Here is a 24,868-nt window from a genome sequence, read left to right on the forward strand (position 1 = left end):
ACTCTATCAGACTCTTTCGTGTCCGATTTTCCTCGGTGCCTTTCAGGTTTCCGCTCCGGCCTTTCGGCTTTCGCGTTTCCCTTTCCGGCGGTTCCAAACTCTATCAGGACTTTCTCGGCTCCCTGACCACTCGACTGCGAGCACGCAGAAGCGGACCCAGGGATTAGGATCTGACTTGATAGATGCCGCCGAGTCCGGACGCTTGATCGCGTCGCTTGCCTCAGGCAGGAGTCCGACTGTACATGGGGCGTTGGGCGGGCGCAAATCGTTTGTGCAGTGCCCCTACTCAGTCATCCGGGACCTCTCGCGCGGAACCGGGACTTTTTATGACTTACTCTTCAGAACAGTGCGTCGTCCAGGACAGGCAGTGACGGCGGCTACGAATCTCCACCCCCTGGGAGGCTTGCCATGACCAGCGTGACGTCCCCGCTTGCCGGACGCGCCATTGGGCTCTCTGCAGTACCGGACCCCGTCTTCTCCGGCGCGATGGTCGGACCGGGCACCGCCATCGACCCCGTGCGCGAGCCCTCCGAGGCTATCGCCCCCGTCGACGGCATCGTCGTCTCGCTCCATCCCCATGCCTTTGTGGTCGTCGACGACCAGGGGCACGGCGTGCTGACGCACCTGGGCATCGACACCGTCCAGCTCAACGGCGAGGGCTTCGAGCTGCTCGTCAACAAGGGGGACACCGTTCAGCGCGGTCAGGCCATCGTGCGCTGGGACCCCGCGGCCGTCGAGGCGGCCGGCAAGTCTCCGGTCTGTCCGATCGTGGCACTCGAGGCCACTGCCGAGTCCCTCTCCGGCCTCGTGGAGGATGGCGACGTAAAGGCTGGGGACTCTCTCTTCAGCTGGAAGTGACGTCATCGCCGTCCCTGACGGCAGCTAGGACATCCACCGCGGCGGCTGGGCCCGTCGCTCTATCGGAGACGGGTGAAATGGAGACAACGCTGCGAGGCGTCGGCGTGAGCCACGGGGTGGCGATCGGCGAAGTTCGGCACATGGGGACGGCGGTGCTCGAGCCGCCTGCCAAGCAGATTCCCGCGGAGGAAGCGGAGCGCGAACAGGGGCGCGCCCGCCAGGCGGTGGAAGCTGTGGCTGCCGATCTCAATGCGCGCGGCAATCTGGCCGGTGGCGAGGCACAGCATGTGCTCGAGGCGCAGGCCATGATCGCCCAGGACCCCGAGCTCATGGCCGACGTCGACCGGCGCGTCACCGTCGGCAGCTCGGCGGAGCGCGCGATCTACGACGCGTTCTCCCACTACCGCGAGCTGCTCGCGGGCGCCGGCGAGTACATGGCCGGTCGCGTCGCTGACCTCGACGACGTGCGGAATCGTATCGTCGCCCGGCTTCTCGGGGTTCCGATGCCCGGTGTGCCGGACAGCGACGAGCCCTACGTCCTGATCGCGCGCGACCTCGCGCCTGCGGACACGGCTCTGCTCGACCCCGCGCTGGTGCTCGGCTTCGTCACCGAGGAGGGTGGGCCGACCAGTCACAGCGCGATTCTCGCGCGGGCGCTCGGTGTGCCCGCGATTGTCGCTCTGCCGGGTGCCGGTGAGCTGGCCGAGGGCACCGTGGTCGCCGTGGACGGCAGCACCGGTGAGATCTTCGTCGAGCCGAGCGCGGAGAAGCGCAGCCAGCTCGAGGCCTCGGCCGCCGAGCGCAAGGCCGCGCTCGCCGCTTCGACCGGTCCCGGTGCGACGTCCGACGGGCACAAGGTGCCGCTGCTCGCCAACGTCGGCGGTCCCGCGGACGTGCCGGCCGCGGTGGAGGCCGGGGCCGAGGGTGTCGGTCTCTTCCGGACCGAGTTCCTCTTCCTCGACGACAGCACCAAGGCGCCGTCGGAGGAGAAGCAGGTCGACGCGTACCGCAAGGTGCTCGAGGCCTTCCCCGAGGGGCGCGTCGTCGTACGTGTCCTGGACGCGGGTGCCGACAAGCCGCTCGACTTCCTGACGCCCGGCGATGAGCCGAACCCGGCGCTCGGCGTGCGTGGGCTGCGGTCGCTGCTGGAGCACCCCGACGTGCTGCGTACACAGCTGACGGCGCTGGCCAAGGCCGTGGAAGGGCTGCCGGTCTACCTCGAGGTCATGGCGCCGATGGTCGCCGACCGCATCGACGCCAAGGCGTTCGCCGACGCGTGCCGCGAGGCGGGGCTGCAGGCGAAGTTCGGTGCCATGGTGGAGATTCCGTCGGCCGCGCTGCGGGCGCGCTCGATTCTCCAGGAGGTCGAGTTCCTCTCGCTCGGCACCAACGACCTCGCGCAGTACGCCTTCGCGGCCGACCGTCAGGTGGGCGCCGTGTCCCGGCTGCAGGACCCGTGGCAGCCCGCGCTGCTCGACCTGGTCGCGCTGTCCGCCGATGCGGCACGGGCCGAGGGCAAGAGCTGTGGTGTCTGTGGCGAGGCTGCGTCCGACCCGCTGCTCGCGTGTGTGCTGACCGGTCTCGGCGTCACCTCCCTGTCGATGGGTGCGGCGTCCATTCCTTACGTGCGGGCGACGCTGGGCAAGTACACGCTGGCTCAGTGCGAGCGTGCGGCGGCCGCGGCGCGTGCCGCGGACAGCGCCGAGGAAGCGCGGAAGGCCGCGCAGGCGGTGCTGTCCGGCGAGTAGCAGGAATCAGGTGTGTGAGGGGCGCTCCATCCGGCATGGGTGGGGCGCCCCTCGGCGTTCAGTGCCGGTGCCCTCCGTCGGGTGCGTCGTCCCCGATGGGTGGTGCGGCGCAGTAGTCGACGCCGGATTCCGGGGCGACGAGGTCTCCTGAGACCGCGTCGGTGCAGTAGGCGTCGAAGACCTCGGCGGCGGTGAGGGGCAGCAGTCGCTCGCCGTGCAGGCGCCAGCCCTGGACGCGGTCGGGCCTGCCGTCCGCGGTGGTGCGCATGACCAGGCCCGCGGCGCTGTGGGTGGCGATCCCGACGGCGAGGACCGTGGTGAACTCCAGGGCTTCGGTCTCGTCGAGCTCGGCGTTGCCCTCGGTGTCCTGCGCGGCGTGCAGTGCGGCGAGGAGTGTCTCCGGGGTGGCGGGCACGCTGCAGACGAGGTGGCGGGTGCCGGGTCCTGAGGTGTCGAGCAGTTGGACGAGCAGGTCCGCGGCCCGGCCGAAGGCGGCTCGGCCGATGTCCTCGCCGCAGACGGCGCAGGTGCCAAGGCGGGCCAGGAGCATCGTCGCGTACTCCCAGGTGGCCTGGCGGACCGCCTCGTCGACGAGGTCGGGGAGGAGAGCGGAGAGGGGCTGGCCGTCGTACGGCACGGTGGGTCCGATGGCGGCGAGCTCCGCGGTGAAGCGGGTGCGGCTTGCCGGGGCGTCCGGGTCCAGGCCGGCCTCGGCGCAGTATTCCTCGTACTCCTCCGGGTCGAAGAGCGCGATGGCGGTGTGCCCGCCCTCGGAGGCGAGTGACCTGAGGAGGCCTTCGGCCTGCCGGAGGTAGGTCTTGTGGTCGTCGAAGGTGAAGGTGCGGTAGCGGCGCATCGCCGCGAAGTCGTCCTCGTCGGCCAACAGGCCGATGGTTCCGGCGACTTCGCGGCGCAGTGCGCGTCGCATGGTGGTGTGTTGGGTGCGAGCCATGATTCCCCCTGCGATCCGTCGATCAATGCTCACTCAGAGTAATGGGGAGCACTGACAACGGCCGCTGGGCGGGGAATCAGGAGCGCTTGCGGGCCAGTTCCTCGTAGAAGCGGAGCAGGTCGAGGTTGTCCACCGAGCCGGGGTTGACCGCCTTGTCCAGTGCGGTGCCCTGGAGCAGCCGCTTGACCGGGACCTCGATGCGCTTGCCGGTGAGGGTGTGCGGGATGCCGGGGACTTCGATGACCTCGTCGGGGACGTGGCGCGGGGAGAGCTGTGCGCGGATCGTCTGCTTGATGCGTTCGCGGAGGCCGTCGTCGAGGGTGGCGCCGGGGGCGAGGTGGATGAAGAGGGGCATCCAGTAGCCGCCGTCGGGCTGTTCGACGCCGATGACGAGGGATTCGCGGATCTCCGGGAGGCGTTCGACGGCTTCGTAGATGTCGGCCGAGCCCATGCGTACGCCTTGGCGGTTGAGCGTGGAGTCGGAGCGGCCGTGGATGACGACCGAGCCGTGCGAGGTCACGGTGATCCAGTCGCCGTGGCGCCAGACGCCGGGGTAGGTGTCGAAGTAGCTGTCGTGGTAGCGGCTGCCGTCCGGGTCGTTCCAGAAGTGGATCGGCATGGACGGCATCGGGTTGGTGACCACGAGCTCGCCGACCTCGCCGATCAGGGGCTTGCCCTGGGGGTCCCAGGCCTGCAGGTCCGTGCCGAGGCCGGGGGCCTGGAGCTCGCCGATGTGGACGGGCAGGGTCGGTACGGCTCCGGCGAAGCAGGAGCAGACGTCCGTGCCACCGCTGACCGAGGCCATCCAGAGGCCGCCGGGGGTGTCCTCGAACTCGTCGTGCAGCCAGCGGAATCCGTCGGGCGGCAGCGGGGAGCCCGTGGTGGCGACGCACTGGATGCTGGAGAGGTCGAAGTCGCGGGCCGGGTGCACGCCCGCCTTGCGGCAGGCCATGACGTACGCCGCCGATGTGCCGAAGAGGGTGGCCTTCGTGCGTTCGGCGATGCGCCATTGTGCGCCGGTGTCGGGATAGCCGGGGCTGCCGTCGTAGAGGACGATCGTGGTGCCGGTGAGGAGGCCGGAGACGAGGAAGTTCCACATCATCCAGCCGGTGGACGTGTACCAGAAGAAGCGGTCGTCGGGGCCCAGGTCGCAGTGCAGGCCCAGCTGCTTGAGGTGTTCGACCAGGATGCCGCCCTGGGACTGGACGATGGCCTTGGGCAGGCCCGTCGTGCCGGACGAGTAGAGCACCCACAGGGGGTGGTCGAACGGGACCGGTTCGAAGACGGGGGCCGTGTCCGATGCGGTGAGGGCGGCCCATTCCAGGGCGCCTTCGGGGGCTTCGGTGCCAAGGAGCGGGATGTGGACGACGGCGCGCAGGGTGGGCAGTTCGCGGCGCAGCTCGGCGACGGCGTCGCGGCGGTCGTGCTCCTTGCCGCCGTAGCGGTAGCCGTCGACGGTGAACAGGACGACCGGTTCGACCTGCTGGAAGCGGTCGAGGACGCTGCGTGCGCCGAAGTCCGGGGCGCAGGAGGTCCAGACGGCGCCGACGGCCGCGGTGGCCAGGAGGGCGACGACGGCCTGGGGGATGTTGGGGACGTAGCCGCTGACGCGGTCTCCGGGGCGCACGCCGAGTCCGCGCAGCTCCGCAGCCAGGGAGCCGACTTGGCGGCGCAGCTCACCCCAGGTCACGGTGGCCGGCTCATGGGTCTCGTCAACATGCAGGAGGGCCGGGTCGCTCATGCGCGTGGGGTCTTCGGCGGCGCGCAGTGCGTGTTCGGCGTAGTTGAGCGTGGCTCCGGGGAACCACTCGGCGCCCGGCATCGAGCGGTCGCCGAGTACGCGCGCGTAGGGCGTGGAGAACCGCACGTCGAACCAGTCGGTGACCGCTTTCCAGAACGTGTCCAGTTCATCCACGGACCAGCGGTGCAGTGCCGCGTAGCCGCCGTCGGCGGGTGCTCCGTGGTGTTCGGCGGCCCAGGCCTGGAAGCGCGTGACCTGCGCGGCGGCGATCCGTTCCTGGTCGGGCTGCCAGAGCGGCGAGGGGTTCGCTGAGGACATTGGGGCGGCTCCCGGGCTGTACGCGTCGTATGCGTGTGTGGTGCGCGCGTGCTGGATTGTGCGCGCGACACGGCTGACAGGGACGATGCCACGTGATCGATTTCGACACCAGGGTGTGCCTCACACAGTCGGCGTGGCGACTATGTGCCGTCACCCCAGGTGAACGGCAGTTGAACGATCCACACGCGCGGCTTCTTCGGTGGCAGGGTGAGCAGCATGAACGGTCGTGACCTGGTGCGTTCGATGAAGGCTGTCAGCTTGGTCGGTACGGCGCAGGGGTTGCGTGCGGTGCGGTCATCTTGGCGCAGGCGGCGGGCGGACGCGGTCGGGCTCGCCCCCCGGGGTGTCGAGCGCGCGCGGATGCCCGGCCCGGTGACGGGTGTGGAGCCGGGGCCCGGTGGCGGGGTGGTGCGGTTCGCCCGTTCCGAGCTGCGGGTGCGGGTCACGACGGGCGGGGCCATCTTCTGGGGCTGGGACGGTGCGGAGCCCGATCCTTCGTACGCGCTCGTCAGCGGGAGTCCCGAGGCGGACCCGCGGGCCGTCCTCGAACCCGACAAGGAGGGCGGCTGGCGGGTGGTGTCGGAGCGGGCGACGGTGGTCGTCTCGCGGCTCGGCGCCGTGGAGCTGCGCACGCCCGGTGGTCTGATGCTGCGCCGTGATCTGCCGCCGCGCTGGTGGGAGCCGGTCGACGGGGGCGCGGGGCACTGGTCGCAGCGCTCGCAAGTGGCGGCGGACGCGCGGTTCTTCGGGCTGGGGGGCCGCGCGCGGGGGCCGCGGCTGCCGAACGGGACGTACCGCATGTGGAACACCGATCCGGGGGGTTCGTTCGGGCCGGGTGACGGTCCCTTGTACATCACCATGCCCGTGCAGCTCGTGGTGGCCGACGTCGGCTGTCATCTGGTGTTCCACGACAACACGTGGGACGGCTCCGTGACGGTGCGCGAGGGCGAGGAGGGCGCCGGTTCCGGGCACGACAGGGCGGGCGCGTGCGAGGTGCGCATGGACGGGGGGCCGCTGCGGTGCTGGGTCATCGTGGGCACCCCCGCGCGCGTGCTGCACACCTGGGCCTCGCTCACCGGTCCGCCCGCGCTGCCTCCCACGTGGGCGCTCGGGCACCATCACGCGCGGTGGGGCTTCGGCGGTGAGCAGGAGGTGCGGCGGATCGTCGCGGGATATCGGGAGCGGGGGCTGCCGCTGGACGCCGTCCATCTGGACATCGATCACTACGAAGCGCACCAGGTGTTCACCGTCGACAAGGAGACCTATCCCCATCTGCCGCAGCTGGCCGACGAGTTGCTCGCCGACGGCGTGCGCCTGGTGTCGATCGTGGACCCCGCGGTGAAGGCCGAGCCGGGCAATGAGGTCTACGACAGCGGCAGGGCGACGGACGCCTTCGTGCGGGACGCCGCGGGGCGGACGGTGCACGGGGTCGTCTGGCCGGGCCAGGCGGTGTATCCGGACTTCACGGACGCGCGGGTGCGGGCGTGGTGGGGCGGCCTCTACAAGGAGCGGCTGGCCCAGGGGTTCGCGGGTTTCTGGCACGACATGAACGAGCCGGTGTCCTTCGCCGCCTTCGGGGAGCCGACGCTGCCCCGCTCGGCCCGGCACGCCCTGGAGGGGCGCGGCGGCGACCACCGTGAGGCGCACAACGTGTACGGCCTGGGCATGGCCCGTGCCGGGTACGAGGGGCTGTGCGAACTGCATCCCCAGGAGCGGCCGTTCGTCTTCTCGCGCTCCGGGTGGGCGGGAATGCAGCGCTACGGAGGGACGTGGTCCGGGGATGTGGCCACGGGGTGGCCGGGGTTGCGTGCGTCCCTGTCGCTGGTGCTCGGCCTGGGGCTGTGCGGCGTGCCGTACTCGGGTCCTGATGTGGGCGGGTTCGACGGGAGCCCGTCGCCGGAGCTGTATCTGCGGTGGTTCCAGCTCGGTTCGTGTCTGCCGCTGTTCCGTACGCATGCCGCGCTGCGGGCCGGGCGCAGGGAGCCCTGGGAGTTCGGTCCCGATGTGCTCGAGCACGCGCGCGTGGCGCTCGTCGAACGCAGGCGGCTGCTGCCGTACTTCGTGACGCTCGCGCATCTGGCGCGGCGTACGGGTACGCCGTACGTGCGGCCCTTGTGGTGGGGCAATCCTGAGGACCGTGCGCTGCGTGACTGCGAGGACGCGTTCCTGCTGGGGGACTGTCTGCTGGTGGCGCCGGTGTTCGAGCCGGGGGCCGTTCGCCGTACGGTGCGGCTGCCACCGGGACGTTGGTACGACACGGCGACCGGCCAGGCGTACGAGGGCCCCGCCCATGTGCTCCTGGAGGCGCCGCTGTCCCGGATCCCGGTGCTCGCGCGGGCCGGCGCGGTGCTGCCGGTGCGGGGAACCGACGGCGGGATCGAGCTGGAGGTGTGGGCGCCCGCCCCGGGGCGTACGGGCGGCGGCCTGGTGGTCGCGGACGCGGGTGACGGCTGGGAGGAGCCGGAGATCGAGCGGTTCACCGCGCGGTGGGTCGGCGGTCGCGTGGTGGTCGAGCGGGACGGCCGGGACGGCGAGGAGGCCGCGGGTGAGGTCGGGCTGCCGGTGACGGTGCGGGGGCTGCCGCAGCCTCAGATGTAGCGCCCTTCGAACCAGGCGCGCACCACCGACGTGTGCAGCGGGAAGGCCAGTTCGGCCGGGCGGTGCAGCAGGTGCCAGCCTTCGGTCTCGTCCGTCGGGGCGGGGTCCGGCAGCTCGGCCACCGGGCGCTCGGGCAGGACCCCGAAGAGCAGCAGGTATCCGTCGGGTGCGCTGAGCGCCTCCGCGAGGCGGACGTCGCGGCTCGCCGCGCTGATGCCGGTCTCCTCCTTGAGCTCGCGGACGACGGCGTCCCGCCAGTCCTCCCGGTCGTCGATGAACCCTCCGGGCAGGACCACTCCCCCGCGCGCGGGGGCGATGGTCCGGGTCACGACGACGAGGGCGGTGCCCTTGGTGTCGTACACGGGCTGCACGGCCACCGCTACGGGCAGCGGATTGCGGTAGGCCACCGTTCCGCAGGCCGCGCAGGTGCGGGGCCAGGCGGAAACGTGCTCCCCGTAGGGCGTCCCGCAGCTCGAACAGTGGGAGCCCGGGGCGGGGTCGGCGTGGTGCTGTGATGCGGACACGCCGCGGACTGTATCCGATCACCCGTCCGATCACTCCGGTGACGGTCTTTCCCTCCGGGGCCGGATCCTGATAAATGCAGGGTTCATGACAGGACTTGCCCCCGCCCTGCGGAATCTCGCCGTCACCGCCACCGCCCTCGTGGCCGTGGCCGCCGCCCCCGCGCCCGCCCACGCCAAGCCCGAGCCCAAGGCGCCGGATGAGTACGTCGCGTTGCGCGACGTCGACCCGACGATCATCCAGGAGATGCGCTACGTCACGCCGCACAACTTCGTGGGCGAGCCCATCGACGGCTACAAGAAGCCGATGTGCATCCTCACGGAGCCCGCGGCGAAGGCACTGCACAAGGCTCAGCGCACGCTGCTGCGCAAGGGCTACTCCCTGAAGGTGTACGACTGTTACCGGCCGCAGCGGGCAGTGGACCAGTTCGTGCGCTGGGCCGAGGATCTCGGCGACGTACGCATGAAGGCCGAGTTCTATCTCCATGTCGACAAGTCGCGGTTGTTCGAGGACGGCTACATCGCGGCGAAGTCCGGGCACAGCCGCGGCTCGACGCTCGATCTGACGGTCGTGAAGCTGCCCGCCCTGCCGACACGTCCGTACGTTCCCGGCGAGGAACTCAAGCCCTGCTTCGGGCCCAAGGCCGAGCGGTTCCCGGACAACTCCGTGGACATGGGGACGGGCTTCGACTGTTTCGACACCCTCTCCCACACGGACGCCCCCCGGATCACCGGGAAGCAGCGCGCCAACCGCGATCTGCTGCGGGGCGCGCTGACCAAGGTCGGCTTCGCGAACCTTCCTGAGGAGTGGTGGCACTTCACGTACAAGCCCGAGCTCTTCCCCGACACCTACTTCGACTTTCCCGTGACGCGCCGCTCGCTGGGCGGGAAGTAGCGAGTGCCGCACTACTGACGCGATCCGGTTGCCCGTGGCACACTTCTGACGTTCCGTCAGATCCAGTGTCGTGGAGGAGCCTTGTCGCGTACGCGTACTCCCGTGGTGGCCGACTGGTTCGCCGGGGAGGGAGACAACTTCCGCCTTCTGGGCACACGCTGCTCGGCCTGCGCCAGTGTCTTCTTCCCCCGCGAGGACGGCTTCTGCCGCAATCCCGGCTGCTCGGGCGGTGACCTCGACGAGGTGCCGCTCTCCCCGCGCGGCCGCGTCTGGTCGTACACGGACAGCCGCTACCGGCCGCCCGCGCCCTACGCCTCCGATCCGGAACTTCCCTGGCAGCCCTACGCGTTGATCGCAGTGGAGCTGGAGGCGGAGCGCATGGTGGTGCTCGGCCAGGCGGTTCCGGGGGTCACCACCGCCGATCTGGAGGTCGGCATGGAGGTGGAGGTCGTCCCCGGCGTGCTCGAAGAGGCCGATGAGGCCGACGGGGACTCAGCGACGACCTGGACGACGTGGCACTGGCGGCCTGTGGGGGTGGGCGCATGACCGGCGAGGTGGCGGTGCTCGGCGCGGGCATGCACCCGTGGGGCAAGTGGGGCCGGAGCTTCATCGAGTACGGGACCGCGGCGGCCCGCGCGGCGCTCGCCGACGCCGGGGTCGAGTGGCGCGACGTGGGCTCGATCGTCGGCGCGGACACGGTGCGCGGCGGCTATCCCGGATATGTCGCCGGGGCGACCTTCGCCAAGGCGCTCGGCTGGCAGGGCGCGCGGGTCACGAGCGTGTACGCGGCGTGCGCGTCCGGGGCCCAGGCGATCAACACGGCACGTACGCAGATCCTCGCGGGCCTCGCCGACGTCGTCCTGGTGGTCGGGGCCGACGCCGCGCCCAAGGGGTTCTTCCGGCCCGCGGGAGGTGACCGGCACGACGACCCCGACTGGTTGCGGTTCCGCGTCCTGGGCGCCACCAACCCCACGTACTTCGGCCTGTACGCCCGCCGCAGGATGGCGGTGCACGGCGACACGCTGGAGGACTTCGCCCAGGTCAAGGTGAAGAACGCGGCGTCGGGGGCGCTCAATCCGAACGCGCGCTACCGAAAGACCGTCACCGCCGATGACGTGGCCGCATCGGCCGTCGTCGCCGACCCCTTGCGGCTGCTCGACATCTGCGCGACCTCCGACGGCGCCGCGGCGCTCGTGCTCTCCAGCATGGAGTTCGCGCGGCGCCGCGGCGCGACCAGCCCCGTGCGCATCCGGGCCGTGTCCACGGTGACGCCGACGTATCCGACCACCGTCCTCGACCTGCCGGACATCGCGACGGACTCCGCGGCCGCCGTGGACCCGGCCGACGGGACGTTCCGCGCCTCCATCGCACGCGCGGCGTACGAAGAAGCGGGCATCGGGCCCGACGAACTCTCCTTCGCGGAGGTCTACGACCTGTCGACGGCGCTCGAACTGCAGTGGTACGAGGACCTGGGCCTCTGCGGTGAGGGAGAGGGGGCCAAGCTGCTGCGGGAGGGCGCGACCGCTCCCGGCGGGCGCATACCGGTCAACCCCAGTGGCGGGCTCGCCTCCTTCGGAGAGGCCGTTCCGGCTCAGGCCATTGCCCAAGTCTGCGAACTGACCTGGCAGTTGAGGGGCACGGCAGGGTCGCGTCAGGTGGCGGGGGCGCGCGCGGGCATCACCGCGAATCAAGGTCTCTTCGGGCACGGTTCCTCGGTCGTCGCCGTGCGCTGAGTGCTGTCACCGGTCCTGTACGGCTTGTCACGGGGGAAGACCGGGGGTGTGTCGTGGGGGAAGCGCTCACGCCGGTTAACCGTTGCCGTCCGCGACCTTGACGCTCCATCACCACCGGTGAACACTTCCGGTGTCAGTCGGCATCGCCGCACTTCGGCTCCGCGCCATTCAGGGCCCCTGTACGCGCGAAGGGTCTGCACGAAGGGCCTGTTCAGCGGGTCATCCCCCTCTGGGCGATTCGACTGCGACGGCACGCTCGCCATGGAAGCCGGGCGGGGCGCGGGACACCCCTGCCTTCGGCTGAAGTCACCGGGCACGGCCAGGCAGTAGTCGTGGAACGCACCCAGCACGGAGTAGCCGGGGCCACCCGCCCCGGGCGAGGCCCTAGGAGCCGCCATGTACTCGAATGGGGACATCTTCGTCGGTGAGATCATCGGCACCGCGATCCTGATTCTCTTCGGCGCCGGCGTATGTGCCGCCGTCACCTTGAACTATTCGAAGGCCAAGGCCTCCGGATGGATCGTCATCGCTTTCGGATGGGGCTTCGGCGTGATGGCGGGCGCGTACACCGCCGCGCCGCTCTCCGGCGGTCACCTCAACCCCGCCGTCACGCTCGGCATCGCCGTCGACACGGGCGAGTGGGGCAAGGTCTGGGTCTACGTGCTCGGGCAGATGATCGGGGCCATGCTCGGCGCCGCACTCGCGTATCTCGTCTATTTCGCGCAGTTCAACGCCAACGTCCCGCGCGGCAAGACGAACGACGGCCGGAGCGTGGACCAGCCGACGCCCACCCTCGGCATCTTCTCGACCATCCCCGAGATCCGTAACCCGGTCGCCAACCTCCTCACCGAGGTCATCGGGACCATCGCCCTGGTGCTTCCGCTGCTCGCCTTCGGCCTCAACAAGGGCCTCGGCGAGTCCGGCACGCTCGTGCTGATCGTGGCGTTCCTGGTGGTCGGCATCGGCCTCTCGCTCGGCGGGCCCACCGGCTATGCCATCAACCCTGCCCGTGACCTGGGCCCGCGCATCGTGCACACGTTCCTGCCGATCCCGAACAAGGGCACGTCCGACTGGAGTTACGCCTGGATCCCCGTGGCCGGGCCCCTGGTCGGCGGAGCGCTCGCAGGCCTCATCTACCACGTAGCCTTCTGACTCAAGGGGTAGCCATGCCGGACAACTCCGAGAAGTTCGTCGCCGCCATCGACCAGGGCACCACCTCAAGCCGCTGCATCATCTTCAATCACGCGGGCGAGATCGTCGCCGTCGACCAGCGCGAACACCGCCAGATCTTCCCGAAGCCGGGGTGGGTGGAGCACGACGCCACCGAGATCTGGTCCAAGGTGCAGGCCGTGGTCGCGGGAGCGATCGCCAAGGCCGGGCTCCGCGCCGACCAGGTCAGCGCGCTCGGCATCACCAACCAGCGCGAGACGACGGTCCTGTGGGACCGCGCCACGGGCAAGCCCGTGCACAACGCCATCGTCTGGCAGGACACGCGGACGTCGGCGCTCTGCAACGAACTGGGCGGCGCGGACGGCCAGGACAGGTTCCGGGAGCAGACAGGGCTGCCCCTCGCCAGCTACTTCTCCGGGCCCAAGGCGGCCTGGCTGCTCGACAACGTGCCCGGTCTGCGGGCCCGCGCCGAGCGCGGCGAGATAGCCTTCGGCACGATCGACTCCTGGCTGATCTGGAACCTCACCGGCGGCACGGAAGGCGGCGTGCACGTCACGGACGTCACCAACGCCGGGCGCACCATGCTGATGAATCTGGCCACCCTCCAGTGGGACCAGTCGATCCTGGCCGCGATGAACGTCCCCGAGGCGATCCTGCCGGAGATCAGGTCATCGGCCGAGGTCTACGGCACGGCGGTGGGGCAGCTCTCCGGAGTGCCGGTCGCCTCCGCCCTCGGCGACCAGCAGGCGGCCATCTTCGGGCAGGCCTGCTACGAGACGGGGACGGCCAAGAACACGTACGGAACCGGCAGCTTCTTGTTGCTCAACACCGGCAACCGGCCCGTCCCCTCGAAGAACGGGCTGCTCACCACCATGGGCTACAAGATCGGCTCCGATGCGCCCGTCTACTGCCTGGAAGGCGCGATCGCCATCACCGGCGCCCTGGTGCAGTGGTTCCGCGACCAGCTCGGCATCATCCGCAGCGCCGACGAGATCGAGCCCCTGGCGGCGAGCGTGGACGACAACGGCGGCGCGTACATCGTGCCGGCGTTCTCCGGCCTCTTCGCGCCCTACTGGCGCTCCGACGCGCGCGGGGTCGTCACCGGGCTCACCCGGTACGTGACCAAGGCGCATCTGGCGCGTGCCGTCCTGGAGGCGACCAGCTGGCAGACCCGTGAGGTCGTCGACGCCATGTACCAGGACTCCGGGGTGCAGCTGCGGACCCTGAAGGTGGACGGCGGCATGACCAAGAACAATCTGCTGATGCAGCATCAGGCGGACGTCCTCGGGGTGCCGGTGATCCGGCCGAAGGTCTCCGAGACGACATGTCTGGGCGCCGCGTACGCCGCCGGTCTTGCGACCGGCGTGTGGAACGACCTGGACGAGCTGAAGGCGCACTGGCAGCAGGACGTCGAGTGGACGCCCGCGATGGACACGGAGTCCCGCGAGCGCGAGTACCACAACTGGCACAAGGCGGTGGAGCGGAGCTTCGGCTGGCACGAGGACGGCGCGAGCTGAGCCGAGGGCCTGGCCGAGGATGACCACGGCCCGTACCCCGGTCGGCGGGGGTACGGGCCGTGGTTTTTCAGGTGTTCACGCACTCAGGTGTTCACGCGCTCGGGTGTTCACGCTCTCAGGTGTTCACGCTCTCAGGTGCACGCGCTCAGGCGCTCACGTGGTCGCGGGCTCCCTGGCCGCGGCGGCGGTCGCCATCGCGTGCTGGACCACTCCGATGAGCACTTCCTTGACGGACTGCCGCTCGCGCGCGTCGCACATCACCACGGGGACGCCGGGGTCGAGGTCGAGCGCCTGGCGCACGGCGTCGGCGGGGTAACGGGACGCGCCCTCGAAGCAGTTGACGCCCACGACGAAGGGTATGGAGCGGCGCTCGAAGTAGTCGACGGCCGCGAAGCAGTCCTCCAGGCGGCGGGTGTCGGCGAGGACCACGGCGCCGAGCGCTCCGGTGGCCAGCTCGTCCCAGAGGAACCAGAAGCGGTCCTGGCCCGGGGTGCCGAAGACGTAGAGGACCAGGTCCTCGCGGAGCGTGATCCGGCCGAAGTCCATGGCGACGGTGGTGGTGTGCTTGCCCGAGACGCCGCTGGTGTCGTCGACCGGGCGGCCCGCCTCGCTGAGCAGCTCCTCGGTGCGCAGCGGCTTGATCTCGCTGACGGCGCCGACGAGGGTCGTCTTGCCCACGCCGAAGCCGCCCGCCACCAGGATCTTCAGCGTGACCGGCTCGACGGGGGCTTTGCCGCGCTCAGAACGCTTGAAGATCATCGCTCGCTTCTCCTGGATCGGTTGCGTCAGTGGTGTCGCTGGTTGCCGGGGTGTCGCGCGGGGCCGGACCGTATCCGCCGCCGCCCGGGGTTTCGATCACGAGTACGTCGCCGGGGCCCGCGTCCGCGAAGTCGCTGCCGTCCAGCGCCTGGACGCTGCCGTCGGCGCGCTCCACGCGGCCTGTGCCGAGCGCTCCGGGGCCGCCGCCCGCCATGCCGTACGGCGCCACCCTGCGGTGCTGCGAGAGCGTGGACACCGTCATCGACTCACGGAAGCGGATGCGGCGCACCGCTCCGTCCCCGCCGTGCCACGTACCGGTGCCTCCGCTGCCCCGGCGCACCGAGAACTCTTCGAGCAGCACCGGCAGGCGGAATTCGAGCACTTCGGGGTCGGTGAGCCGGGAGTTGGTCATGTGGGTCTGGACGACGGACGCCCCGTCGAAGCCGTCGCCCGCCCCGGATCCCGAGGCCACCGTCTCGTAGTACTGGTGGCGGTCGTTGCCGAAAGTGACGTTGTTCATCGTCCCCGAGCCCTCGGCCTGGACGCCCAGGGCGCCGTACAGGGCGCCGGTGATGGCCTGTGAGGTCTCGACGTTCCCCGCGACGACGGCCGCAGGCGGCTCGGGGGCGAGCAGGGAGCCCGGCGGCACGACGATGCGCAGCGGGCGCAGACAGCCGTCGTTGAGCGGGATGTCCTCGGCCACCAGGGTGCGGAAGACGTACAGGACGGCGGCGTTGACCACCGCGAAGGGCGCGTTGAAGTTCGTGGGGAGCTGCGGGGACGTACCGGTGAAGTCGACGGTCGCCGAACGGGCCTCGCGGTCCACCGACACACGGACCCGGATGACGGCTCCCGAGTCGGTCGGATAGGCGAACTCGCCTTCTTCCAGGGCGTCGATGACGCGCCGCACCGCTTCTTCGGCGTTGTCCTGTACGTGCCTCATGTACGCCTGGACGACGTCGAGCCCGAAGTTCTCGATCATGCGGGCGACTTCGTCGACGCCCTTCTGGTTGGCGGCGATCTGGGCGCGCAGGTCGGCGAGGTTGGTGGCCGGGTTGCGGGAGGGGTACGGGGCGTCGGTGAGCAGGCTCAGGGTCTCGGCCTCGCGGAAGCGGCCGCCCTCCACGAGCAGCCAGTTGTCGAAGAGGATGCCTTCCTCCTCGATGGTGCGGCTGTTCGCCGGCATGGAGCCGGGGGCGATGCCGCCGATCTCGGCGTGGTGCCCGCGCGAAGCCACGTAGAAGAGGATCTCCTCCCGCGAGGGATCCTGCTTCCCCGGGGTGTCCTGCTCCCCCGAGGTGTCCTGCTCCCCCGGGGTGCCGAAGACCGGCGTGATGACGGTGACGTCCGGGAGGTGGGTTCCGCCGTGGTAGGGGTCGTTGACCGCGTAGGTGTCCCCGGGGCGCATGCCGCTGCCGCGGCGCTGGATCACCTCCTTCACGCTGGTGCCCATCGAGCCCAGGTGCACGGGGATGTGCGGGGCGTTGGCGACGAGGTTGCCGTCCGGGTCGAAGAGCGCGCAGGAGAAGTCGAGCCGCTCCTTGATGTTCACCGACTGGGCGGTGGACTCCAGGCGGGCGCCCATCTGTTCGGCGATCGACATGAAGAGGTTGTTGAAGACTTCCAGGAGGACGGGGTCGGCAGCGGTGCTCGCCTCGGAACCCTCCGGCACCGCCACGCGTTCCATGACCAGGTGTCCCTCGCGTGTCATGGCCGCCTGCCAGCCGTCGTCCACGACCGTCGTGGCGCCTGCCTCGGTGATGATCGCGGGACCGTCGACGGTCTCGCCGGGCGGCAGCTCGTCGCGGCGGTGCAGGAGCACGTCGCGCCAGGCGCCGCCCGTGTGCAGGCTGACGGTCTGCGGATCGCCTCGGCGCGTGGCACCGGCGAGCACGGAGAGGTCGGGCTGCTCGGTCAGACCGGTGGCCTCCACGGAGAGGGCTTCGACGACGACAGGGCGGTCCAGGGTGAAGGAGTAGGTGCTGCGGTGCCGTTCCTCGAAGACGCGGGTCATGCCGTCCGGCTCCGTGAGCTCCACGGTGAGCGTGGTGTCGGTGCCGTCGTAGCGCAGCTGGGCACGGCGTGTGACGCGGATGCGGTCCTCGGGCACGTCCTCGGCCAGGAGTTCGGCGCGGGCCGCTTCCTCCAGGTCGTCGGCGGTCTTCAGGACGCGGTCCATCGCGGAGGGTTCGAGGCGGGCCTCCACGGACTGCTCGCGCATCGCGGTGGTGTCGGCGAGGCCGATGCCGAGCGCGGAGAGCACCCCCGCCATCGGCGGTACGAGGACGGTGCGGATGCCCAGCGAGTCGGCGACCATGCAGGCGTGCTGGCCGCCCGCGCCGCCGAACGTCGTGAGGGCGTAGCGGGTGACGTCGTGGCCCTTCTGGACCGAGATGCGCTTGACGGCGGCCGCGATGTTGGCGACGGCGATCTGCAGATAGCCCTCGGCGACCTGCTCCGGAGTGCGGTCGTCGCCGGTGTGCTCCCTGATGTCGCGGGCCAGCGCGGCGAAGCGGTCGCGCACGAGCTCCCCGTCGAGCGGCTGGTCGCCGTCCGGACCGAACACCCGGGGGAAGTGGGCGGGTTGGATGCGCCCGAGGGCGACGTTGGCGTCGGTGACGGTGAGCGGTCCGCCCCCTCCGTAGCTCGCCGGGCCCGGAGTGGCGCCCGCCGAGTCGGGGCCCACGCGGTAGCGGCTGCCGTCGAAGTGCAGCACGGAGCCGCCGCCCGCCGCGACGGTGTGGATGTCCAGCATCGGCGCACGCAGCCGCACGCCCGCGAGCTGCGTGGTGAACACCCGCTCGTACTCGCCCGCGTAGTGCGACACGTCCGTGGACGTGCCGCCCATGTCGAAGCCGATGACACGGTCGAAGCCCGCGCGGTGCGACATGCGGGCCATGCCGACGATGCCGCCCGCGGGCCCGGACAGGATCGCGTCCTTGCCGCGGAACGTGCCCGCTTCGGTGAGGCCGCCGTTCGACTGCATGAACATCAGCCGCACGCCCCGGAGTTCGTCCGCGACGTGCTGCACATAGCGGTGCAGGACGGGTGACAGGTAGGCGTCGACGACCGCCGTGTCGCCGCGCGGGACCAGCTTCATCAGCGGGCTGACCTCGCTGGAGAGCGAGACCTGCGGGAAGCCGGTGCGCTCGGCGAGCTCGGCGACCGCCCGCTCATGGGCGGGGTGCAGATGGCTGTGCATGCAGACCACCGCGACGGCCCGGATGCCGTCTTCGTAGGCCTGGCGCAGCGGCCCGGCGAGCTGTTCCCGGTCGGGTGCCCGCAGGACCTCGCCCTCCGCGGTGACGCGTTCGTCCACCTCGATGACCCGGTCGTACAGGAGCTCCGGCAGGACGATCTCGCGGGCGAAGATGTGCGGACGGTTCTGGTAGGCGATACGCAGGGCGTCGCCGAAGCCGCGGGTGATCACCAGGGCGGTGGGCTCGCCCTTGCGCTCCAGGAGGGCGTTGGTGGCGACGGTGGTGCCCATGCGGACGGAGTCGACGGGGACGTCCGCCGTGTCGCCCGGGACACCGGGGGCGGCGCCCAGGAGTTCGCGGATGCCCGCGACGGCCGCGTCGGCGTAGCGGGACGGGTTGTCCGACAGGAGTTTGTGCGTGAGCAGCCGCCCGTCGGGACGCCGCGCGACGATGTCCGTGAAGGTGCCGCCCCTGTCGACCCAGAACTGCCAGCCAGCCACGTCTCTCCCCGCTTCCGCGCTGTTCAGAGCGCCCGGAGGCCGTTGATCACGTCGCGCAGAATACTCTCGTCCGGCAGTTCCGCGGGGGGTACGGGACGTGTCACGTGCACCAGTTCGTCGTCGACGAGATCGCCGATGAGCACGCGGATCACGCCGATGGGGAGGTCCAGCTCGGCCGCCAGTTCGGCGACCGACTGGGGGCTGTCACGGCAGAGCCCGACGATGTCCACGTGCTCCGGGGACAGCGTCCGGTCCGCCTCGGGGTCACCGGCACGGGCCTCCGCGATGACCACCGCGATCAGGTCGAGGCGGTGCTGGGCCGGACTGGTGGTCCGGCCGCGCGTCATGGCATACGGCCGCACCACGGGCCCGGCGTCGTCGTCGAACCAGCGATGCGTCCCCTGTGTCCCTTGCCCGTCTTCGCTCATACCCTCCCGCTACCCTCCCGTGGCCAGGTCGGTGCGCGGCGCCGTACCCAGATGCACACCCACCCTCTTGACCAGCAGCGTCATTTCGTAGGCGACCAGACCTACGTCGGAGTCCGCGTCCGAGAGGACGGCGAGACAGCTGCCGTCACCCGCGGCCGTGACGAACAGGAAGGCGTCGTCGAGCTCGACCACGGTCTGGCGGACCCTGCCCGCCTCGAAGTGGCGTCCGACGCCCTTGGCGAGGCTGTGGAAGCCGGAGGCGACAGCCGCGAGGTGTTCGCTGTCCTCCCTGGTCAGATCCTGCGATACGCCGGTGGGCAGGCCGTCGCCGGAGAGCACGAGCGCCTTGCGGATGCTGGCGACCCGCTGCACCAGGTCGTCGAGGAGCCAGTTCAGCTCTCCCGTTGCCCCGGATGCGGCGGTACGTGCGTCGGCCTTCGGTGCGGTCATCGACCGTCCCCCTCAGATGTCGTTCCTGGTGCTGTGCCGTCCTGGGCGTCTTCGCCCGCGGCGTTCTCTTCACGGCCGCGCCGCCAGCCACGCTGGAGCGAAGCCATCCGGCTGCGGACCTCGTCGGCGTCGCGCTCCTCCGGCCTGGTCGTGGCCGGGGCCGAGTCGCGTTCCGTGCGTTGGTCCGGCCCGTCCTTCAACTGTGGGGCGAGATTGGCCTGGCGGACGCGCCGGGGCAGTCCGCCGGGGGCGGTGGTGGGCGCCGGCGCCTGGGCGGCGCGGGGCTCGGTCTCCGTACGAGGAGCGTCCGTACGCGTGGACTCCGTACGCCGGCTGCGCCTCGGCAGGTCCGGCGGGGCGTCGGCGGCGGTGACGTCGCGGTGCGGCGGGGAGAGGTCGGGCCAGGCGGACTGCGGCTCGGGGCGGCGCGGCAGGTCGATGGGCTCGGCCGCGGTGCCGCGGTCCCGGTCCACGGCGCCGCCCTGAGGGCGTCCCGCGGGGGCCTGGGAGCGCGCGGGGCGCTCGGGGCGCTCCGGTGCCGCGTCGTCGTCCTCCGCAGCGCCTCGCGGCCTGTTGTGCGTCACGGGGCGACCGTGCGAGGAGACCAGCTTCGGGGTCCTGCGGCGGGGCAGCTCGACGGGGTCCGCGGGGGGCGCGTCGTCGACGGGGTCGCCGAAGCCTCGGCCGTTGCCATTGCCGTTGCCGCCGGCGCTGCTGATGCCGCTGCCACTGCTTCGCGAGGGCAGGTCGCCGGGGCGGGTGGGCTCGCGCTCGCCCGTCTCCCGCTCGTCGCGGGCCTGCTGGTGCTGTTCGTCGCCCTGGACGCCGGCCGTGCGGCGGCGCGGGCGGAAGAGTCCGCCGCGTTCGCTGTCGTCGTCGCCGAGGTCGCCGAGTGCGCCCGGGAAGGGGTCGAGGCCCGCCATGCCGACCGGTGCCTCCAGCTCGACGGGACCGTCGAGGAGGGACGCGGGAAGACCCGGCAGCTGCACGGGCACCTGGCCGAGCGCGGCCTGCTTGTCGCCCGCGGCGTCGCGGCCCAGGGCCTCCTTGGGCTGGGGCCGGTCGAGACGGAACCCGATGCCGTTCGTGTCCGGTACGTCGTCCGTGAGCAGCGTCTCGGGGATGAACACGACGGCGGTGGTCCCGCCGTACGGGGAGGGCTGCAAGGAGACACGCACGCGCTGGCGCTGGGCGAGGCGGCTCACCACGAAGAGGCCCAGGCGGTCAGTGTCGGAGAGCTCGAACTCCGGGGTCTCCGCGAGGCGGAGGTTGGCGTCGAGGAGCGCGTCGGCCGCCATGCCGAGGCCCCGGTCGTGGATCTCCAGGGTGAAGCCGTTGGCGACGTGCTCACCGAGGACCTGCACCGCGGTGTGCGGGGGCGAGAACACCGTGGCGTTCTCCAGGAGTTCGGCCATCAGGTGGGTGAGGTCGGCGACCGCGGGCCCGGTGACGGCGATGCGCGGCAGGCGGCGCACCTCGATGCGTTCGTAGTCCTCGACCTCGGCCACGGCCGCGCGGACGACGTCCATGAGCTGGACGGGCTTGCGCCACTGCCGGGAGGGGGCGGCGCCGGAGAGGATCACGAGGCCCTCGGCGTGCCGCCGCATGCGCGTGGTGAGGTGGTCGAGGCGGAAGAGGTCGGCGAGTTCGTCGGTGTCCTCGGTCCTGCGCTCCATCGTGTCGAGCAGGGTGAGCTGCTTGTGCAGGAGGACCTGGCTGCGCCGTGCGAGGTTGACGAACACCTCGGAGACGCCGCGGCGCAGGTCGGCCTGTTTGACGGTGGCCTCGACCGCGGCGCGCTGCAGGGTGTTGAGCGCCTGGCCGACCTGGCCGATCTCGTCCTTCTCGTACGTCAGACGCGGTGCCTCGGTCTCCACGTCGACCTGTTCGCCCGCCGCCAGGCGGCGCAGCACGCCGGGCAGCCGGACGCCGGACGCCTCGTGGGCCTCCAGGCGCATGCGGCGCAGGTCACGGATGAGGCTGCTGCCGATCCGTACGGACATGAAGACCGAGAACAGCAGGGCGAGCAGACCGAACACGCCCGCCACGGCGACGCGCACGATGACGCCGACGGCCACCGGCTCGACGCGGTCCTGGAAGCGGTCGCCCGCCGCCTTGTCGCGCTCGGCGAGGTCCTTGAGCGCCTTGCCCGAAGCGGCGTCCCAGCGTGCCGACGTGATGGCGCGCGGGGTGCCGGGCGAGGACTCGACGACGGCCTTCTCGGCGGCCCTCAGCTCGGTCGTCTGCGCACCGTTCCAGTAGCGCTCGTAGCCGGCGCGTTCGTCCTCGGGCAGCTGCGCGAGGTTGACCTCGTACAGCAGCGTGCGCTGGGCCCTGAGATCGGATATCTCCCGGATCTCGGTCTTGGTGAGCCGGCGCGCGACGAGTGCGGAACCGAGCAACGCGTCCTCGCGGGAGAGCAGTTCACGCGCGCGGGTCACGCCGACGAGCGCCCGGCCCTGCTGGTCCATCGTCACGTCGTCGAGACCGTGGAGGGTCATCAGGAAGCCGTAGCAGGGGTCGATCAGCTTCGTGTACATCTTCAGCGCGCCGGCGCGGGTGATCGTGCCTTCCTCGACCGTGCGGCGCAGCGACTCGATGCCCTCGAAGGAGTCGAGGAGGGAGGCGAGGCGGTCCGCCGACTGTCCGGTGACCTCGTCCCGCACGTCCGGGTGCGCGGCGTTCTCCACGACCTTGGCGACCATGTCATCGGTGGCCGTGCGGCTGCGGCGCAGGGCCGCGAGCGCGTCGGAGGCGCGGGGGTCGGCGAGATAGACGAGGGTCTGGCGGCGTTCCTGCTGGACGACCCGGGCGGTGTCCTCGATCGGGTACCCGATCTTGTCGACGACATTGGAGACGTCGATGAGGTCCTTGGCCGACTGACCTGTGAGGTAGGTGGCAAAACCCCACATCGCGGTCAGGGAAATGAGCGGCACCAGCAGCAATGCCACGATCTTCCGGCGGATGGACTTCCCGCGAAAGCGCATGGCCTCCCCCAGATCGGCCCCCTGCGGCCGCGCTATGGCCAGGGGCACACATGTGCGTCAACAAACGGCGTGAGCCTACTACTGACCCAGGAGCAACTCGAAGGCACGTCCGGATGGATTTCAGCCGTGACGCAAAAGGGACGTCCCCAGTTGTCCCTCCAATTCGGGAGATTGCATCCCGCGTGTGGCACATGCCACTCGGCACATTCCTCCTTGCCCATCCCCCCAGTTGGCCGGATCTCTTCGCTATTCCGAACCGGGCGGGAATCTTCCGGGCCTCTCGTACGTCCTTCAGTACGGGAGTTGGGGACAGCGGACGCCAGGGGACCGCATGCCGTACCCAGGTGACATAAAGCCGCGTATACCGGGCAGCCACTGGGGAGTCGGGTCCGCCGACATCTCATCGAACGGCCCGTGGGGCACCGGGGGAGTGACGAGTTGATGGGCACGGCAGAGCGCCGGAGGACGACCGGGGATGAGCACGAGACATCCAGGCGTCAGTCCGGCGAGGACCGCAGGGAGTTGTGGGTCGAGGAGCCGGCGCGCAGGCGGCGCCTGCCCGATCCGGTGCGTACGGCCGCGGTGCGAGCCGTGATCATCGTGGCGCTGACCCTGATGCAGGCGATGACGGCGTTCCTGTGTGCGCTGGCCGGATCCTGGCTGTCCTTCCCGATGGTGCTGAGCAGCGTGGCCAGCACCGTGGTCGCCACCTGGGGCGTTCTCGACGTCTGGGTGACCCGCCAGGTGTGGAACCAGCGGCATGGCGTGGTGTCGGTGCCGAGCAGCACGGCGCGTCAGCTGCGGCGCGAGCGGCGCCGGGCCCGTCGGCAGGCCCGGACGGCGGAACGGAGCGAGGAACGCATACGGCGGCGTGGCGGAGCCGGCCAGTTGTCGCACTCCTAGGGGCACTCGACTGTCGCACCCCTAAGGGCACTCGGCCCGCCGGGAGCACACCGGCGCGGACACCCGCACCGGCGGACACCCGCGCCGGGAGTCAGGCCGCGACAGGCACCGCCGCCAGCAGCCCGCGCCGCATCCGCGTGAACGGGCGCGGCCGGTCCACCGCGAGAACCGCCGTGGTGTGCCCCTCCCTCTCGTACGCGGCGAGGAAACTGCCTTCCTCCGGTGAGCCTTCGATGAGGCGCACGGAGTCGTCGGCGCGCCGCCGCCCCGCGAACTGGATGCGGGAGCCGTACTGATCGGACCAGAAGTACGGCAGCGGGCGCACGGTCTCGGCGGTGTGGCCGGCCAGCAAGTTGCGTACGGCGACGCGGGGTTGCTCCGTGGCGCTGGTCCAGTGTTCGGCGCGTGCGGCGCCCACGCGGGCGACATCGCCCACGGCGACCACGTGCGGAATGGCGGTGACGCAGCCGTCGTCGCAGAGCACGCCGTCGTCCAGGGCGAGGGTCGAGCCCGCGAGCCAGCCGGTGTTGGGGGTGGCGCCGATCCCGACGACGACCACGTCGGCGGGGAGCATGCGGCCGTCGGCGAGCTCCACCGCGCGCACGGTCGCGTCGCCGTGCAGCGCGGCGACGCCTGTGCCCGTCACGAGCTCCGCTCCCCCGCGCGCGTGCAGTCCGGCGCACACCGCCGCCATGTCCGCGCCCAGTTGCGGGAGCAGCGGCAGCGGGGCGGCCTCGACGACCGTCACGTCGTGCCCGAGCGCCACGCACGAGGACGCGGTCTCGGCGCCGATGAAGCCGCCGCCGATCACGACGACCCGCTGCGGCCACGCGGCGAGGTCCGCGCGCAGGGCGCGGGCGTCGTCCAGGGTGCGCAGGGTGTGCACCCCCGCCAGGGACGGGCCCGGCAGGCGGCGCGCGGAGGCCCCGGTCGCGATGACCACCCCGTCGCTCGCGACGGTCCTGCCGTCCTCCAGGAGCACGGTGCGGCCCCGCGCGTCCAGGGCGCGGGCACGCACCCCGAGCAGCCATTCGGCGGCGAGTTCGTCCGTCTCCTCGGCGTCGGACAGGGCGAGTTGGTCCTCGTCCGCCTTGCCGGTGAGGAAGTCCTTGGACAGCGGCGGCCTGTCGTACGGTTGGTGCGGCTCGTCGCCGATGATCACGAGCCGTCCGTCGTATCCCTGGGAGCGCAGCTCGCGCGCCGCGTAGAGCCCGGCGAGCGAGGCGCCCACCACGGTGATGGTCCTCATGCGGCGGAACCCTCCTCGGCCACGAGGTGGACGTGGATCGTGCCGTCGTCGACGCTCACCCGGTGGGTGCGCACGGCGCGGCGGGCGGGCAGACAGGTCGGCCGCCCGGTACGGAGATCGAATGAGGCGGCGTGGAGCGGGCATTCGACCAGACAGCCCTCGAGCCACCCCTCGGAGAGAGAGGCGTCCTGGTGGCTGCAGGTGTCGTCGATGGCGTAGATCTCGCCGTCGGCGTTGAACACCGCGATGGGCGGTGTGGTGTCGACACGGACGGATTCGCCCGCGGGGAGGTCTTCAAGGCGGCAGACGGGAATCATTGGGCCCCCCTCTTGATCTCTCTC

General features: G+C 71.1%; 19 protein-coding genes. 9 read left to right on the forward strand and 10 right to left on the reverse strand.

What is annotated here, in order from left to right; genetic code table 11:
- The first annotated feature begins 408 nt into the window (after positions 1-408).
- Together ABZ833_RS39035 and ptsP are read left to right on the forward strand one after the other, a co-directional pair.
- Positions 409-858: a PTS glucose transporter subunit IIA gene (locus ABZ833_RS39035; RefSeq protein ID WP_361057591.1), complete on the forward strand. Its 450-nt coding sequence runs from the start codon at positions 409-411 to the stop codon at positions 856-858.
- A 77-nt stretch (positions 859-935) separates the two neighbouring features.
- Positions 936-2,606: a phosphoenolpyruvate--protein phosphotransferase gene (gene ptsP, locus ABZ833_RS39040; protein WP_249591225.1), complete on the forward strand. Its 1,671-nt coding sequence runs from the start codon at positions 936-938 to the stop codon at positions 2,604-2,606.
- 58 nt (positions 2,607-2,664) lie between these two features.
- Here the strand turns inward: ptsP and ABZ833_RS39045 are convergent, their stop codons facing one another.
- Entirely contained in the window at positions 2,665-3,558 is an 894-nt protein-coding gene (locus tag ABZ833_RS39045) for a hypothetical protein (protein WP_361057593.1), read from the reverse strand.
- A 76-nt stretch (positions 3,559-3,634) separates the two neighbouring features.
- On the reverse strand, positions 3,635-5,617 hold the full coding sequence (locus ABZ833_RS39050) for an acetoacetate--CoA ligase (protein ID WP_361057595.1): 1,983 nt from the start codon (positions 5,615-5,617) through the stop codon (positions 3,635-3,637).
- A 216-nt stretch (positions 5,618-5,833) separates the two neighbouring features.
- Between ABZ833_RS39050 and ABZ833_RS39055 the strand changes: the two genes are divergently transcribed.
- Positions 5,834-8,215, forward strand: coding sequence for a TIM-barrel domain-containing protein (locus ABZ833_RS39055; protein ID WP_361057597.1), 2,382 nt, complete (start codon positions 5,834-5,836; stop codon positions 8,213-8,215).
- Here ABZ833_RS39055 and ABZ833_RS39060 read toward each other — a convergent pair.
- Complete coding sequence (locus ABZ833_RS39060; protein WP_361057599.1) at positions 8,206-8,739, reverse strand: NUDIX domain-containing protein; 534 nt, start codon at positions 8,737-8,739, stop codon at positions 8,206-8,208. The two genes, ABZ833_RS39055 and ABZ833_RS39060, sit on opposite strands and share 10 nt — an antisense overlap.
- A gap of 85 nt (positions 8,740-8,824) precedes the next feature.
- Here ABZ833_RS39060 and ABZ833_RS39065 point away from each other — a divergent pair, with 85 nt between their 5' ends.
- The 5 genes from ABZ833_RS39065 to glpK all read left to right on the forward strand — a co-directional run bounded on the left by ABZ833_RS39065 (position 8,825) and on the right by glpK (position 14,051).
- A complete protein-coding gene (locus ABZ833_RS39065) occupies positions 8,825-9,631 on the forward strand; it encodes a M15 family metallopeptidase (RefSeq protein ID WP_361057601.1) in 807 nt (268 codons plus the stop codon).
- Between the two features lie 102 nt (positions 9,632-9,733).
- Positions 9,734-10,177: a zinc ribbon domain-containing protein gene (locus ABZ833_RS39070; RefSeq protein WP_361057787.1), complete on the forward strand. Its 444-nt coding sequence runs from the start codon at positions 9,734-9,736 to the stop codon at positions 10,175-10,177.
- Positions 10,174-11,364: a lipid-transfer protein gene (locus ABZ833_RS39075; protein WP_361057603.1), complete on the forward strand. Its 1,191-nt coding sequence runs from the start codon at positions 10,174-10,176 to the stop codon at positions 11,362-11,364. The genes ABZ833_RS39070 and ABZ833_RS39075 overlap by 4 nt, the downstream gene beginning before the upstream one ends.
- A gap of 396 nt (positions 11,365-11,760) precedes the next feature.
- The gene (locus ABZ833_RS39080) at positions 11,761-12,516 is read left to right on the forward strand and encodes an MIP/aquaporin family protein (protein WP_361057605.1); all 756 of its coding nucleotides are present in this window, start codon (positions 11,761-11,763) and stop codon (positions 12,514-12,516) included.
- Positions 12,517-12,530: 14 nt separating this feature from the next.
- The gene (gene glpK, locus ABZ833_RS39085; RefSeq protein WP_361057607.1) at positions 12,531-14,051 is read left to right on the forward strand and encodes a glycerol kinase GlpK; all 1,521 of its coding nucleotides are present in this window, start codon (positions 12,531-12,533) and stop codon (positions 14,049-14,051) included.
- 153 nt (positions 14,052-14,204) lie between these two features.
- Here the strand turns inward: glpK and ABZ833_RS39090 are convergent, their stop codons facing one another.
- From ABZ833_RS39090 to ABZ833_RS39110, 5 genes are read right to left on the reverse strand one after another with little or no spacing between them, the layout of a single operon-like run.
- A complete protein-coding gene (locus ABZ833_RS39090) occupies positions 14,205-14,810 on the reverse strand; it encodes an ATP/GTP-binding protein (RefSeq protein ID WP_351168855.1) in 606 nt (201 codons plus the stop codon).
- Positions 14,791-18,510: a hydantoinase B/oxoprolinase family protein gene (locus ABZ833_RS39095; protein ID WP_361057609.1), complete on the reverse strand. Its 3,720-nt coding sequence runs from the start codon at positions 18,508-18,510 to the stop codon at positions 14,791-14,793. The genes ABZ833_RS39090 and ABZ833_RS39095 overlap by 20 nt, the downstream gene beginning before the upstream one ends.
- A gap of 23 nt (positions 18,511-18,533) precedes the next feature.
- Positions 18,534-18,938, reverse strand: coding sequence for a DUF742 domain-containing protein (locus ABZ833_RS39100; RefSeq protein WP_190084953.1), 405 nt, complete (start codon positions 18,936-18,938; stop codon positions 18,534-18,536).
- Positions 18,939-18,947: 9 nt separating this feature from the next.
- Positions 18,948-19,388 (reverse strand): roadblock/LC7 domain-containing protein, encoded by a 441-nt coding sequence (locus ABZ833_RS39105; RefSeq protein WP_361057611.1) that lies wholly within the window; start codon positions 19,386-19,388, stop codon positions 18,948-18,950.
- A complete protein-coding gene (locus ABZ833_RS39110; RefSeq protein WP_361057613.1) occupies positions 19,385-22,375 on the reverse strand; it encodes a nitrate- and nitrite sensing domain-containing protein in 2,991 nt (996 codons plus the stop codon). Before ABZ833_RS39110 ends, ABZ833_RS39105 begins: the two co-directional genes overlap by 4 nt.
- Positions 22,376-22,816: 441 nt before the next feature.
- Here ABZ833_RS39110 and ABZ833_RS39115 point away from each other — a divergent pair, with 441 nt between their 5' ends.
- On the forward strand, positions 22,817-23,278 hold the full coding sequence (locus tag ABZ833_RS39115; RefSeq protein ID WP_361057615.1) for a hypothetical protein: 462 nt from the start codon (positions 22,817-22,819) through the stop codon (positions 23,276-23,278).
- Positions 23,279-23,369: 91 nt separating this feature from the next.
- Here ABZ833_RS39115 and ABZ833_RS39120 read toward each other — a convergent pair whose 3' ends face one another.
- Complete coding sequence (locus ABZ833_RS39120; protein ID WP_361057617.1) at positions 23,370-24,527, reverse strand: FAD-dependent oxidoreductase; 1,158 nt, start codon at positions 24,525-24,527, stop codon at positions 23,370-23,372.
- Positions 24,524-24,844 (reverse strand): bifunctional 3-phenylpropionate/cinnamic acid dioxygenase ferredoxin subunit, encoded by a 321-nt coding sequence (locus ABZ833_RS39125; RefSeq protein ID WP_160503688.1) that lies wholly within the window; start codon positions 24,842-24,844, stop codon positions 24,524-24,526. The genes ABZ833_RS39120 and ABZ833_RS39125 overlap by 4 nt, the downstream gene beginning before the upstream one ends.
- Positions 24,845-24,868: the final 24 nt, after the last annotated feature.

The organism is Streptomyces sp. NPDC047525 (assembly GCF_040643025.1).
Taxonomy (GTDB): domain Bacteria; phylum Actinomycetota; class Actinomycetes; order Streptomycetales; family Streptomycetaceae; genus Streptomyces; species Streptomyces durmitorensis.

Coding starts and splice junctions, on each gene's coding strand:
- ABZ833_RS39115 (WP_361057615.1), top strand. CDS start 22,817: ATGGGCACGGCAGAGCGCCGGAGGACGACCGGGGATGAGCACGAGACA.
- ABZ833_RS39080 (WP_361057605.1), top strand. CDS start 11,761: ATGTACTCGAATGGGGACATCTTCGTCGGTGAGATCATCGGCACCGCG.
- ABZ833_RS39090 (WP_351168855.1), bottom strand. CDS start 14,810: ATGATCTTCAAGCGTTCTGAGCGCGGCAAAGCCCCCGTCGAGCCGGTC.
- ABZ833_RS39055 (WP_361057597.1), top strand. CDS start 5,834: ATGAACGGTCGTGACCTGGTGCGTTCGATGAAGGCTGTCAGCTTGGTC.
- ABZ833_RS39120 (WP_361057617.1), bottom strand. CDS start 24,527: ATGAGGACCATCACCGTGGTGGGCGCCTCGCTCGCCGGGCTCTACGCG.
- ABZ833_RS39105 (WP_361057611.1), bottom strand. CDS start 19,388: ATGACCGCACCGAAGGCCGACGCACGTACCGCCGCATCCGGGGCAACG.
- ABZ833_RS39100 (WP_190084953.1), bottom strand. CDS start 18,938: ATGAGCGAAGACGGGCAAGGGACACAGGGGACGCATCGCTGGTTCGAC.
- ABZ833_RS39065 (WP_361057601.1), top strand. CDS start 8,825: ATGACAGGACTTGCCCCCGCCCTGCGGAATCTCGCCGTCACCGCCACC.
- ABZ833_RS39045 (WP_361057593.1), bottom strand. CDS start 3,558: ATGGCTCGCACCCAACACACCACCATGCGACGCGCACTGCGCCGCGAA.
- glpK (WP_361057607.1), top strand. CDS start 12,531: ATGCCGGACAACTCCGAGAAGTTCGTCGCCGCCATCGACCAGGGCACC.
- ABZ833_RS39050 (WP_361057595.1), bottom strand. CDS start 5,617: ATGTCCTCAGCGAACCCCTCGCCGCTCTGGCAGCCCGACCAGGAACGG.
- ABZ833_RS39075 (WP_361057603.1), top strand. CDS start 10,174: ATGACCGGCGAGGTGGCGGTGCTCGGCGCGGGCATGCACCCGTGGGGC.
- ABZ833_RS39035 (WP_361057591.1), top strand. CDS start 409: ATGACCAGCGTGACGTCCCCGCTTGCCGGACGCGCCATTGGGCTCTCT.
- ABZ833_RS39110 (WP_361057613.1), bottom strand. CDS start 22,375: ATGCGCTTTCGCGGGAAGTCCATCCGCCGGAAGATCGTGGCATTGCTG.
- ptsP (WP_249591225.1), top strand. CDS start 936: ATGGAGACAACGCTGCGAGGCGTCGGCGTGAGCCACGGGGTGGCGATC.
- ABZ833_RS39125 (WP_160503688.1), bottom strand. CDS start 24,844: ATGATTCCCGTCTGCCGCCTTGAAGACCTCCCCGCGGGCGAATCCGTC.